At 71.2% G+C, this 12,813-nt stretch carries 11 protein-coding genes; 9 read left to right on the forward strand and 2 right to left on the reverse strand.

The genetic code is table 11. From position 1 onward, the window contains the following. The first annotated feature begins 22 nt into the window (after nt 1-22). From ACF1A5_RS11175 to ACF1A5_RS11195, 5 genes are all read left to right on the forward strand, one after another. Entirely contained in the window at nt 23-1,666 is a 1,644-nt protein-coding gene (locus ACF1A5_RS11175) for a PucR family transcriptional regulator (RefSeq protein WP_392192563.1), read from the forward strand. Nucleotides 1,667-1,845: 179 nt separating this feature from the next. Further along, nucleotides 1,846-2,688 (forward strand): nitrilase-related carbon-nitrogen hydrolase, encoded by an 843-nt coding sequence (locus tag ACF1A5_RS11180; RefSeq protein ID WP_392192564.1) that lies wholly within the window; start codon nt 1,846-1,848, stop codon nt 2,686-2,688. A gap of 142 nt (nt 2,689-2,830) precedes the next feature. After that, nucleotides 2,831-4,234: a dihydropyrimidinase gene (gene hydA, locus ACF1A5_RS11185; protein ID WP_392192565.1), complete on the forward strand. Its 1,404-nt coding sequence runs from the start codon at nt 2,831-2,833 to the stop codon at nt 4,232-4,234. 11 nt (nt 4,235-4,245) lie between these two features. After that, a complete protein-coding gene (locus ACF1A5_RS11190) occupies nt 4,246-5,268 on the forward strand; it encodes a TIGR03842 family LLM class F420-dependent oxidoreductase (RefSeq protein WP_392192566.1) in 1,023 nt (340 codons plus the stop codon). A gap of 29 nt (nt 5,269-5,297) precedes the next feature. Beyond that, the gene (locus ACF1A5_RS11195; RefSeq protein ID WP_392192567.1) at nt 5,298-6,824 is read left to right on the forward strand and encodes an NCS1 family nucleobase:cation symporter-1; all 1,527 of its coding nucleotides are present in this window, start codon (nt 5,298-5,300) and stop codon (nt 6,822-6,824) included. Between the two features lie 30 nt (nt 6,825-6,854). Here ACF1A5_RS11195 and ACF1A5_RS11200 read toward each other — a convergent pair whose 3' ends face one another. Continuing rightward, the gene (locus ACF1A5_RS11200) at nt 6,855-7,535 is read right to left on the reverse strand and encodes a hypothetical protein (RefSeq protein WP_392192568.1); all 681 of its coding nucleotides are present in this window, start codon (nt 7,533-7,535) and stop codon (nt 6,855-6,857) included. A 420-nt stretch (nt 7,536-7,955) separates the two neighbouring features. Here ACF1A5_RS11200 and ACF1A5_RS11205 point away from each other — a divergent pair, with 420 nt between their 5' ends. Continuing rightward, nucleotides 7,956-8,219 carry a hypothetical protein gene (locus ACF1A5_RS11205; RefSeq protein ID WP_392192569.1) on the forward strand — a complete coding sequence of 88 codons (264 nt, stop codon included), beginning with the start codon at nt 7,956-7,958 and terminating at the stop codon, nt 8,217-8,219. A gap of 111 nt (nt 8,220-8,330) precedes the next feature. Here the strand turns inward: ACF1A5_RS11205 and ACF1A5_RS11210 are convergent, their stop codons facing one another. Further along, nucleotides 8,331-8,771, reverse strand: coding sequence for a hypothetical protein (locus tag ACF1A5_RS11210; RefSeq protein WP_392192570.1), 441 nt, complete (start codon nt 8,769-8,771; stop codon nt 8,331-8,333). Nucleotides 8,772-9,779: 1,008 nt separating this feature from the next. Here ACF1A5_RS11210 and ACF1A5_RS11215 point away from each other — a divergent pair. The 3 genes from ACF1A5_RS11215 (at nt 9,780) to ACF1A5_RS11225 (ending at nt 12,790) form a co-directional block, all read left to right on the forward strand. Next, nucleotides 9,780-9,992 (forward strand): hypothetical protein, encoded by a 213-nt coding sequence (locus tag ACF1A5_RS11215; protein WP_392192571.1) that lies wholly within the window; start codon nt 9,780-9,782, stop codon nt 9,990-9,992. Nucleotides 9,993-10,152: 160 nt separating this feature from the next. Next, nucleotides 10,153-12,078 (forward strand): hypothetical protein, encoded by a 1,926-nt coding sequence (locus ACF1A5_RS11220; protein ID WP_392192572.1) that lies wholly within the window; start codon nt 10,153-10,155, stop codon nt 12,076-12,078. Nucleotides 12,079-12,106: 28 nt separating this feature from the next. Continuing rightward, complete coding sequence (locus ACF1A5_RS11225; RefSeq protein WP_392192573.1) at nt 12,107-12,790, forward strand: hypothetical protein; 684 nt, start codon at nt 12,107-12,109, stop codon at nt 12,788-12,790. Nucleotides 12,791-12,813: the final 23 nt, after the last annotated feature.

Genomic DNA, 12,813 nt, shown 5'->3' on the forward strand with positions numbered 1-12,813 from the left:
CTCCGAGCAAGGGAACACCGCCATGACCACCGCCTCGGACCCCCTGAGGCCGCCGGAGCCCGGCCGTCCCGGGGCGGCGCGGCCGCCGGTCTTCGTGCCGGCCCCGAAGCCCCCGGAAACCCCGGAGCCCGTCCTGTCGGTCCGCCGGGTCCTCACCCTGGAACGGGTGCTCGCCGGGGAGCCGGAGGTGGTGGCCGGCGCCGGTCAGCTCGACCGGCCGGTGCGCTGGGTGCACGTCGCCGAGGCCCCCGACGTCGGCGTGATGCTCAGCGGCGGCGAGATGGTCCTCACCACCGGCGTCCTGCTCGCCGGTGACGAGGACAAGCAGGCCGAGTACATCCGGTCCCTGCACCGCGCGGAGGCCGCCGCCGTGGTGCTCGGCCTCGGCCGGGCCTTCCCCGCCCCGCCGGACGTGATGCGCCGGGCCGCCGAGCGCTGCGGGCTGCCCATGGTGGTGCTGCACCGGCCCTTCCCGTTCGCCGAGCTGACCGAGGAGGTGCAGTCCCGGCTGGTACGCCGCAAGTTCGCGGCCGTCAGCCTGTCGGAGGCCGTACGCACCGCGCTCACCGCGCTCATCACCGCCGGCGCCCCGCTGCAGCGCCTGCTCGACGAGGTCGCCGCGCACAGCGCGTGCCCAGTGGTCGTCACCAACCTCGCCCACCGCGTCCTCGCCACGGCGGGGGAGCGGCCGGCGGTGGACGACGTGCTGCGCGACTGGGAGCGCATCGCCCGGCAGGCGGGCGGCGGCGAGCGCGACGGCTGGATCCGCGCCGAACTGGGCGGCCGCGGGGAGCGCTGGGGCCGGATCCTGCTGTGCGGGTACCGCGGCGACACCGCCACCGGACGGCTGCTCGCCGACCGCGCCGCCGAGGCCCTCGTGCTGCACCGGATGCTCGGCGGCGGCGCGTCCCGCTCCTGGGAGGAGCAGTCGGCGCGGAGCCTGCTGACCGACCTGGTGAGCGGTGTCGTACCGGCCCGGCAGCTGCTGCCGCGGGCGCGGGCCGCCGGGCTTCCGGTCAACCGCCGGACCTTCGTCCCCCTCGTCGTGCGGGACGCGGAGCCGGCCGAACTCGACCGGCTGCTGCGACTCCTCGGCCTGTCCGGGCTCGCCGCCGAACTGGCGGAGGGGACCGCGGCCGTCCTGCTCAGCCTGGCCCGCGACCAGGACGCCGACGCCCTCACGGCGCTGTTCGCGGCCCGGCTGCGCGGCCGGCCGGAGACGGCCCGCACCGTCGTCGCCGCCGCGGACGCCCGGACCGCCTGGGACGAGGTGCCCGCCGGGCTGCGCGAGGCCCGGCACGTCGCCCGGGCCGTGGCCCACTCCACCGCCGCCCTCGACCTGCCGGCCGTCGTCCGGCTGAAGGACGTCCACCTGCGCGGCCTGATCCGGCTGCTGCGGGACGACCCGCACGTGCAGTCCTTCGCCGAGCGGGAGCTGGACGGACTGCTGTGCGCGGCCGACGACGACCTGCTGCCCGTGCTGCGGACCTACCTCGCCACCGGCCGCAACAAGTCCCGCACCGCCCAGCTCCACCACGTCTCCCGGCCCGCCCTCTACCGCCGCCTGGAGGCCATACAGGCGCGGCTCGGGGTGGACCTCGACGACTTCGAACAGGCCGCCTCGGTGCACATAGCGCTCCTCGCGCACGATGCGCAACAGGAGTGACCCGGCGCCGCGCAACCGCGGGGAAACGCTGTACGACCTGGGGAAACGGCGGTGAAACATGGGACCGGGCCAGAGTGACACCGTGGCACGCCGCACCCGCGCGGACGTGACACGGTGCACCTCGAACCGGGCCCGCAGGCTTCCTACGCTCGCCGCACACCGAACGAGTGGAGGTCCCGATGAGCAGAGTGATCCGAGCCGCCCTCTTCCAGACCGCCTGGACCGGCGACAAGGAGTCGATGATCCAGGTGCATGAGCAGGCGGCCCGCGACGCGGCCGCGCAGGGCGCCCAGGTCCTGTGCTTCCAGGAGCTGTTCTACGGTCCGTACTTCTGCCAGGTGCAGGACCCCGAGTTCTACGCGTACGCCGAGCGGATTCCCGAGGGGCCCGTCGTGCGGCGCTTCCGGGCCCTGGCCCGGGAACTGGGCCTCGTCCTCGTGCTGCCGATGTACGAGGAGGAGCAGCCGGGCGTGCTCTACAACACGGCCGCCGTGATCGACGCGGACGGCTCCTACCTCGGCAAGTACCGCAAGACGCACATCCCCCAGGTCAAGGGGTTCTGGGAGAAGTTCTACTTCCGGCCGGGCAACAGCGGCTGGCCCGTCTTCGACACCGCGGTCGGCCGGATCGGCGTGTACATCTGCTACGACCGGCACTTCCCGGAGGGCTGGCGGGCGCTCGGGCTCGCGGGCGCCGAGATCGTCTTCAACCCGTCGGCCACCTCCCGCGGCCTGTCCGGCTACCTGTGGCAGCTGGAGCAGCCGGCCGCGGCGGTCGCCAACGAGTACTTCGTCGGCGCGATCAACCGGGTCGGCGTCGAGGAGCTGGGCGACAACGACTTCTACGGGACGTCGTACTTCGTCGACCCGGAGGCGCAGTTCGTCGGCGAGGTGGCGAGCGACAAGGAGACCGAACTGGTCGTGCGCGACCTGGACCTGGCCAAGCTGCGCGAGGTCCGCGACCGCTGGCAGTTCTACCGGGACCGCGCGCCGGGCGCGTACGCGCCGCTGACCGCTCCGTGACGGGCCCGGTTCCCGCGCCCCGCGAGGGGCGCGGGGCCGTGACCCGTCCCCCGGACCGGCCGTACGGGGGCGGCCGGCCACGCACGCACCGCACTGTCCCGTCCGCACGACGCCGGAGCGTCCACGCAGGAGAAGGAGCACCATGAGCAGCCGTACCGTCATCCGTGGCGGCCTCGTCATCACCGCCTCCGACGAGATCCACGCCGACGTCCTGATCGAGGACGGCCGCATCGCCGCCCTCGCCGCCTCCGGCACCCCGGCCGCCGAGGCCTTCACGGCCGAGCGGACCATCGACGCGAGCGGGAAGTACGTGATCCCGGGCGGAGTGGACGCCCACACCCACATGGAACTGCCGTTCGGCGGCACCTTCGCCTCCGACACCTTCGAGACCGGCACCCGGGCCGCCGCCTGGGGCGGCACCACCACGATCGTCGACTTCGCGGTGCAGAGCGTCGGCCACTCCCTGCGCGAGGGCCTGGACGCCTGGCACGCCAAGGCCGAGGGCAACTGCGCGATCGACTACGGCTTCCACATGATCGTCTCCGATGTGAACCAGGAGACGCTGAAGGAGATGGACCTCCTCGTCGAGGAGGGCGTCACCTCCTTCAAGCAGTTCATGGCCTACCCGGGTGTCTTCTACAGCGACGACGGTCAGATCCTGCGCGCCATGCAGCGCTCCGCCGACAACGGCGGCCTGATCATGATGCACGCGGAGAACGGCATCGCCATCGACGTCCTCGTCGAACAGGCCCTGGCCCGCGGCGAGACCGACCCCCGCTTCCACGGGGAGGTGCGCAAGGCGCTCCTGGAGGCCGAGGCCACCCATCGCGCCATCAGGCTCGCCCAGGTCGCCGGCGCCCCGTTGTACGTCGTCCACGTCTCGGCGGCGGAGGCGGTGGCCGAGCTGGCCCGGGCGCGCGACGAGGGGCTGAACGTCTTCGGCGAGACCTGCCCGCAGTACCTGTTCCTGTCCACCGACAACCTCGCCGAGCCGGACTTCGAGGGCGCCAAGTACGTCTGCAGCACCCCGCTGCGGCCGCGCGAACACCAGGCCAAGCTGTGGCAGGGCCTGCGCACCAACGACCTCCAGGTGGTCTCCACCGACCACTGCCCGTTCTGCTTCACGGGCCAGAAGGAGCTCGGGCGCGGCGACTTCTCCAAGATCCCCAACGGTCTGCCGGGCGTCGAGAACCGCATGGACCTGCTCCACCAGGCCGTCGTCGACGGGCACATCTCGCGCCGCCGCTGGATCGAGATCGCCTGCGCCACCCCGGCGCGCATGTTCGGCCTCTATCCGAAGAAGGGCACCATCGCCCCGGGCGCCGACGCCGACGTCGTCGTCTACGACCCGCACGCCGAGCAGGTGCTGTCCGCCGAGACCCACCACATGAACGTCGACTACTCGGCCTACGAGGGCCGGCGGGTCACCGGCCGGGTCGAGACCGTGCTCTCGCGCGGCGAGCCCGTCGTCACCGACCGCGAGTACACCGGACACGCCGGACACGGCGTCTACACCCCGCGTTCGACCTGTCAGTACCTCAACTAGGAGTGGCGCACATGGACTTCGGACTCGTCCTGCAGACCGACCCGCCGGCCTCCCGCGTCGTCAGCCTCATGAAGCGGGCCGAGCGCAACGGCTTCACCCACGGCTGGACCTTCGACTCGGCCGTGCTGTGGCAGGAGCCGTTCGTCATCTACAGCCAGATCCTCGCCAACACGAGCGAACTGACGGTGGGTCCGATGGTGACCAACCCGGGCACCCGGACCTGGGAGGTCACCGCCTCCACCTTCGCCACCCTCAACGACATGTTCGGCAACCGCACGGTGTGCGGCATCGGCCGCGGCGACTCCGCGATGCGCGTGGCGGGACGCAAGCCCAACACCCTCGCCCGGATCAGCGAGGCCATGAAGGTCATCCGCGCCCTCGGCAGCGGCCAGGAGGCCGACCTCGGCGGCGGCGCGGTCGTCAGGTTCCCGTGGATCAAGCCGGACGCCCGGCTCCCCGTCTGGATGGCCGCCTACGGCCCCAAGGCGCTGAAGATGACCGGCGAGGAGGCCGACGGGTTCATCCTCCAGCTCGCCGACCTGTACCTGACCGAGTACATGGTGAAGGCGGTGAAGGACGCGGCGGCCGCGGCCGGACGCGACCCGTCCGAGGTGAGGATCTGCGTCGCGGCGCCCGCCTATGTCACCGCCGACGACTCGCCCGGGGCGCTCGCCCACGCGCGCGAGCAGTGCCGCTGGTTCGGCGGCATGGTCGGCAACCACGTCGCCGACCTGGTCGCCAAGTACGGCGAGCACTCCGCCGCCGTCCCCGACGAACTCACCGCCTACATCAAGGCCCGGCAGGGCTACGACTACGCCCACCACGGGCGCAGCGGAAACCCGGACACCGAGTTCGTGCCCGACGAGATCGTCGACCGGTTCTGCGTCATCGGCCCGGCCGAGGCGCACATCGAGAAACTGAACGCCCTGCGCGCCCTCGGCGTCGACCAGTTCGCCGTGTACGACATGCACGACGCGCAGGAGGCCGTCATCGACGCGTACGGCGAGAAGGTCATCCCCGCCGTCAACTCCTGATCCTCCGGACCCCCTTGATTGGGCTGCCCATGACCGACACCGCTCCCACGGCCATACCGTCGTCCACCCAGCAAACCCTCTCCGACGGACGGGTGGAGATCGCCCCCGGCACTCCGCCGCCCAGCGGTCCCTACGCCAACGCGGACCTGCTGCCCGTCCCGGTCGCCCGGCGCACCTGGACCACGTACAACTTCTCCGCGCTGTGGGTCGGCATGGCCCACAACACGGCCTCCTGGACCCTCGCCTCCGGGCTGATCGCCGTCGGCATGGACTGGAAGCAGGCGGTGTTCACCATCGCCCTGGCCAATGTGATCGTGCTGGTCCCGATGCTGCTCACCGGCCACGCCGGACCCAAGTACGGCATCCCCTTCCCGGTCTTCGCCCGCGCCTCCTTCGGGGTGCGCGGCGCCAACCTACCGGCCGTCGTACGGGCGTTGGTGGCCTGCGGCTGGTTCGGCATCCAGACCTGGATCGGCGGTGAGGCGATCTTCTTCCTCGCCGGGAAGCTCATCGGGGACAGCTGGTCCGACGCCGCCCGGGTCGGCGGTCACGCCTGGACGATGTGGCTGTCGTTCGCGCTCTTCTGGGCGATCCAGGTGGCCGTCATCTACCGGGGCATGGAGACCATCCGCCGGTTCGAGAACTGGGCGGCGCCCTTCGTCCTCGTCGGCGCGTTCGTGATGCTCGGCTGGATGAGCAGCAAGGCCGGCGGCTTCGGCCCGCTGTTCGGCCAGCCGTCCCGGCTGGGCTGGGGACCGGACTTCTGGACGCTGTTCGCGCCCTCCCTGATGGGCATGATCGGCTTCTGGTCCACGCTCTCGCTGAACATCCCGGACTTCACCCGGTACGGGAAGAGCCAGAGGGCCCAGACCTGGGGCCAGGCGCTCGGCCTGCCGACCACCATGACGCTGTTCGCGTTCCTGTCCGTGCTGGTCACCTCCGGCTCGCAGGCGGTCTACGGCAAGCCGGTCTGGGACCCGGTACAGCTGGCGGCGAAGACGGACAACGTGGCCGGTCTCCTCTACGCGCTGGTCACGGTGCTGGTGGCGACGCTGTCGGTGAACATCGCGGCCAACCTGGTCTCCCCGGCCTTCGACTTCTCCAACGTCGCGCCCCGGCACGTCGGTTTCCGGGCCGGCGCCCTCGCCACCTGCGTCCTGGGTGTGCTGATCTTCCCGTGGAAGCTCTACGCCGATCCGCAGGGCTACATCTTCACCTGGCTCGGCCTGGTCGGCGGCCTGCTCGGCACGGTCGCCGGCATTCTCATCGCCGACTACTGGATCCTGCGCCGCTCCAGACTCGACCTGGCCGACCTGTACCGCGCGGGCGGGCGCTACTGGTACGCGGGCGGCTGGAACTGGCGGGCCGTGGTGGCCTTCGTGGCGGGCGGCGTCCTCGCCGTCGGCGGCGCGGACTTCCACCCGCTGGTCGACGGCCGTCCGATCCCGGCGCTGAAACCGCTCGCGGACTACGGCTGGGCGGTGGGCCTGGGCACCGCCATGGTGCTGTACCTGCTGCTGATGCTGACGAGGAGCCGGGAGCGGGCCACCGCCTGACCGTCTTGCGCGGGCCGCGCCGCGGGCGGGTCAGCCCTGCTGACCCCTCTGCAGCGCGGCCACCGCCTCCTTGGCTGCCTTGATCGCCCCGGTGTTGATCTCGTCCGTGGCGGGTGCCTTCTTCGTCTCGAAGTCGCTGCCGTTGTAGGTGACCACCACGAGGGCGTTGGAGACGCGGGCCAGCACCGTGCCCTCGCGGGTCTGCTGCTTGTCCTCGGTGGTGAGGTTCACCACCGAGTAGCCCGTGTCGCCGAGTCCGGGGACCGGGCCTCCGCCGCTCTTCTCCGAGGTCCGCTCCTGGTAGGTCTTCTGCGCCGCCTCGTCCGACCGCATGATCTCGAAGGACACGTCGAGCCAGCGGTAGTTGTATCCCTCCAGCGCGTTCCAGGAGCAGGTGCGGCGCGCCTTCGTGTTGGTGGAGGGGATCTCCTTGCCGGCCGTCTTGGCGCCCGGCACAAGGGACTTGACTGTCTTCACGGCGATGCTCGCGCACGGCGCCGGGGCGGAGGCGTACGTCTTGGACACCGCCGTCGACGAGGGCGCCGAGGGCGAGGTGCTGTTGCTCGCGGACTGCTGCCGCGGGGCCGCCTCGTGGTCGGCGGCCGGTGCCGCGGCGAGCGGACCGGACGTGAGCGCCCAGCCCGCGCAGGCGAGCACGACGATCGGGCTCAGCCGCGCGGTGAGCGCGAGCGGCAGGGGAAAATCTCGCACGGCGCACTTCTCGTGGGGGACGGACGGTGCGGAGGGAGCCCGCACCGCGGACGGAACGCCAGTCTCACACGGCCGGGAGTGCGGTGGAAGGGTGGACCTCGCTCCGTAGCCCGGCGGTCACGGCGACACGCGCAGGATGTCGTATTCCTTCCGTATGTCCGTGCTCTCGCGAGGCCGGGAGGCGTCCGTATCCGGCCATCGCGGAGGGGCCGGCGGTGCGGCGGCACGGCGAGGCGGTGTCCCTCGGTCCGAGGGGGCGCTCGGGGTGAGCGATGCCGCCGAGGATGTCCGCGCACGGCTCGGCCATGTGTTCGCTTCGGGCTGTTCTGCGGAATGGGCCGAAAAAGAGCGATGCTTCCCGATATCATCGTGCGATTCCAGAGCGGGTCGTGAATTGCGCCCTGGCGAGAGGAGTTGCACGTGCTCTTCGTGCAGGGAGCGTCGGTGACCGCAGTCGTGCGCGGCAGTCTCGGAGAACCGGTGATCTTGCTCGCCGGTGAATCTTGTCCAGGAATGCTGGATACGCGTTGGATTGACGTGGTCAGGGCGGCAGCCGTCGTGCTGGATGCAACCGAGCTGCAATGTCTGTGGGCCGCGATGTGCACGTTGAGCATGCGGACGCCGGATTCCTATGTCGCGGCCGACGAGAATGTGCTCGCCCTTTACAAGGTGCCCTCGGCCTGATTTCCGGGCCGGTACCCCGCCGTGCTTCCGAGCGGCTCCCCCCGGGCCGGCCCAAAGCACCGCCGCCCGTGGTCGGGAACTGACCACGGGCGGCGAGGAGGGCTGGGCCGGCTAGCGGCGCCAGTAGGGGGAGCACACCCACCTGTGGTGGAAGCGGTCCCAGTAGCGGTAGGTCATGTGGTGGCGGTCGTAGCGCCAGCAGGACCAGCCCCGGTGGTCGCGCCGGTCGTGGTAGTACCGCCAGTCGTTGTTGTAGCGCCAGTCGTTGTCGTACCGCCGGTCGTGGCCGTAGCGCCAGTCGTTGTCGTACCGCCAGTCGTTGTCGTACCGCCGGTCGTCGTCACGGTCCGTGTGACGCAGCCCCCCGAGGCCGCGGTCGAAGCGCTGGTCGCCGTCGTGGTCCCGATCGGGGTACGGGTCGCGGTGCGAAGCCGCCGGCGTCGCGGTGACGGCACCGTTCAGCGGGGCGGCGGAGGCCTGCGCGGCCATCGGTGCCACCACGGCACCCACGGCCAGGAGTGCGCCTGCCACGCCCTTGGCAATATTCTTCACTGCTTCTCCTTTCGGGCCGGGATGGAGCGGCCTTTCTGCTCCACCGGCCGGGCTGACGCTACCTCAGATTTCACTGCCGTCACGGGATGCCGAATTCGCGCATCGCGCGGACGGTACGGCGCGCAGTCGTGGGAAAGTGCAGGTCATGGCCCTGTTTTGGGGATCTTCCGGCGCTCTCGGCTTTCAATTCCCCGAGCAACTCCAACAGGTGAATCCATCCGCCGCTCCGGTATTGATAAACAAGTCGGGCAGATTTGAATTGCGCCCTCTTGGCGACCCTCATTGCACGGAGTGCGAAATGGTAAAAGCCGGGATCGGGTGGCCCGGGCCCTGGCAATGCCCGCAAGTGACCGCCCCCTGTTCCGTCGAGGGCGCCGGCCAGGGAGAGGTGCGAGGGGTGTCCTCCAGAGGGTGCATCGCTCGGCGGGTCGGGCCCAGGCGTCGGCGCGTCGGGGCCGGCCGGATCCGATGACCCTCCGGATCCGCCTCCTCGCCTGAAGGGGTGCGCCCAGGGTCCCGGCCCTGAATTCCCCTCAGGCGTGCCTCCGCTTTTGCCTGGTTGGGCCCGTCAGGACCAGACCGAGTGCTGTCTTCGGCACGGGGGAGCGGGTGCGAGCTGCTCCAGTCGGCGTCTCCACCTGGGGCTTTGCAGTGCTGTACGGCTCAACTATTGAACGAGCGAGCGATTTTGAACACATGTCGGACATGGCGGGTTTGCATCAGAGCTCCGCTTTCCACTACCGTCCGGGATCTCCGAACGAAACGTCCGGAGATTCTGGACAGCGGGGTTGACGCATGGCTACGTATTCCTTCTCGTAGTGCCGCTGTTCAGACCGTTGCGGCCGGGCGCCCCACGCCCGGCCGCAACGGGACGGAGGACTCGCCGGACCGGCTCCGTCGCTCGTCGCGATTTCCGCGCGAGCCGCCGGCCGGCCGCGGCGAGTGTCTCCCGATCGTCGTGCGACCTCTCCATGTCGCACGTCCTTACCCGAGTGAAAGGAAACTCTTATGGACATCAAGCAGCTTGAGGCCGAGACCGCGGAACTGCTGCCGGGCCGTGAGGCGCTGGGCCGGTTCTCCTTCAACCTCACGAAGACGACTTCTATCTCGAAGAAGTACCTGAACCTCGACGCTCACAACGAGTCGGCGGCCGTGAACCAGTTCTCGCCGCTGGCCGTCGCGCAGTCCGCGGCGTCGCAGGCCATCAGCGTCCACCAGTAGCACGCTGACGCCGCGGGGTAGGCGGAATCTGCCCCGCGGCGTCCGCCGGGCACCGTCCCACCCGGGTCGACCCGGGTGGGACGGTGCTCCCGGCTCCCTTCGGCGGTCCTTCGCAGGCGCCGCAAGGAGTCCGAGCGAAACCCGCGCCGTGGAGAAGACTATGACGCTGCCCGCAGAACACAGCACGTCCCACGCCCGGAACGAACCCACTGTCCCCACGGCCGGCTCTCCGCCCGACGACGAACGTCCCGTGAAGCCGCGGGAGCCGTCCACCGCGAAGACACGGCTCATAGAGCCCGGATGCGCGCCGGACGCCGGGCCCGTACCTCATCTCACCGACGGCCTGCGCACCCTCGGCCAGTACCAGGGCTCAGGTTTCACCGACCGCAGGTACGTGGTCCGACGCGGCGACGGTCAGGTCCTGATGCTCTCCCGTCTGCTCTACCTCGTCGTCAGCTCGATCGACGGCGTGCGTGACACCGAGACCATCTCCCACCGCGTCAGCGGCCGGTACGGGCAGGAGGTCACCGAGGACAACGTCGTTCACCTCATCGACAACCGGCTCACCCCGCTCGGGGTCACGGTCCCGCTGGGAGAACTCCCGCGACCGTGTGACAAGGCCCCGACCTCCGACCTCCTGCTGGCCCTGCGCGGCCACCGGGTGATCCTGAACGAGGCACGGGTGGCCCGCGTCGCCGCCGCCCTGAGCTGGCTGCACCGCCCGCCGATGGTGGCGCTGGTGCTGGCCGCGACCGCGGCCGTGGACGTCTGGCTGTTCGCGGTCCACGGCGCCATGACGCCGCTGCTGCGCGTGCTGGAACAGCCGATCTGGATGCTCGCGGTGTTCGTGCTCACCGTCCTCTCCCTCCTCTTCCACGAGTTCGGCCACGCCTCGGCGTGCAGGTACAGCGGTGCGGTCCCGGGGAAGATCGGGTGCGGCATCTACCTGATCTGGCCCGCGCTCTACACCGACGTCACGGACGTGTACCGGATCGGCAGGCGCGGCCGGCTGCGCACCGGTTTCGGCGGGGTCTACTTCAACGCCGTCTTCATCCTGGCGCTCACCCTCGGCTACCTGCTGACCGGGCAGCCGTTCTTCCTGGCCGCCGTCTACCTCGCGCACTTCGAGGTCCTGGAACAGCTGATGCCCGCACTGCGGCTCGACGGCTACTACATCCTCGGCGACCTGGCCGGCGTGCCCGACCTGTTCGGCAAGGTGAAGCCGATCCTGTTGAGCCTGCTGCCCGGGCGCAGCCCCGCCGGAGCGGCCGACCTGAAGCGCTCCGCGCGCGTCATCGTCGCCACCTGGGTCCTGACGATGATCCCCCTGCTCCTCGCGGAACTGTGCTACGCCCTGTGGAACCTCCCCCGGCTGGCCACGACCGCTTTCCGGAGCCTCGCCGAACAAGTGACCGGAACCGTCGAGGCCTTCGGAGCGGGCCACCTGGCGGCGGGCGGCGTCGGCGTCATCGGCGCCCTCATGCTCGCGTGCCCGATGGCCGGCGGGGCCTACCTCGCGGGACGGGTGCTCGCGCGGCTGTTCCGTGCCGCCGCACGGGCCACACGGGGCAGACCGGCCCTGCGTCTGGCCGCGGCCGCCGCGGTCTGCGCCTCCGCCTGCGTCCTGGGCGCCGCCTGGTGGCAGGGCATGACACCCGCGCCGCTTCCGCCCGCGGCACCCGTGACCCCTCTCCTGCAGCCCGGCGTTCCCCGCGTCCGGGTCGCGGAGAGCCCGCCGGCCGACCGGTCCCGGATCCAGCCGGTGACACGGCCGTCCCGTGGTCCGTATCCCACCGGCCGCGCCACAAGGCCCGGCACGGGAGGAACCGGACCCACGGTGGCCGCCTCCCCGTCACCCGCCCCCACCGGGCGGCCCACGCCCACACGGGCGTCGGCCTCCCCCCGTACGGGCACCACGCCCACCACGTCGCCCACCGTCAGGCAGTCGGCGACGGCCACCACGCCCCCGCCCAGTACGCGGCCCGGGGGAACGCCCTCGGTTACGCCGTCCCCCTCGGCGACGGACCCGGCGACCGTGTCCCCCTCCGCCTCGGCGACCTCGTCGCCGAGCCCCAGCACGACCTGACCTCCCCTCACCACTTCAGGAGACCCGTATGAAGCACCGCAAGCCCAGTACGAGCACCGTGGCCCGGGCCGCCGTGAGCATCGGCGTGGCCGCCGGCGCCGGCCTGGCCATGACCACCAGCATGGCCTCGGCCGCCACCGGCCCCGGCATCCCCGGCGGCGGTGCCGCCATCGCCGTCGACATGGCGCACAGTCGCGCCAACCGGGCCCACGTGAACGACTTCGACGAAACGTTCAGGGTCCACGAGTACGGCCCGTCCGTCGCCGTGACGGCGAACAACCGGGCCATGGCCGAGTCGGTCGGATGCTCCATGTCGTCGCCGTGCCGGTCCGTCGCCCTCTCGTTCCAGATCGTCACCACCTCCGGCCGCAACGCACGGCTGATCCACGCCACCAACCTCGGCCGCGCGGCGAACGAGCACTGCCCCTCCTGCCAGACCTTCGCCGGCGCCTACCAGTTCGTCGTGTCCACACCGCGGGCCTTCACCCTCAGCGCGAGCGCCCGGAGCGAGCTCGCGGGGCTGGCCCGCCGTGCGGCGGAGCTGCGCTCCTCGACGCTGCCGGTCTACCGGATCCGAGAGCGTGCCGACGCGATCTCCCGTGAGGTCAAGACCGTTCTCGACCGGGAGGCCGCGCGGGCTCCCCGGGCCGACGGAAGCGACCCCGGGGCCGACTTCGATCCCTTCGTCACGATGCGCCGTCATGTCGTCTAGGGGCCGGAGCAGGTGAAGTCCGG

This window comes from Streptomyces sp. NPDC014864 (assembly GCF_043081525.1).
Lineage (GTDB): Bacteria > Actinomycetota > Actinomycetes > Streptomycetales > Streptomycetaceae > Streptomyces.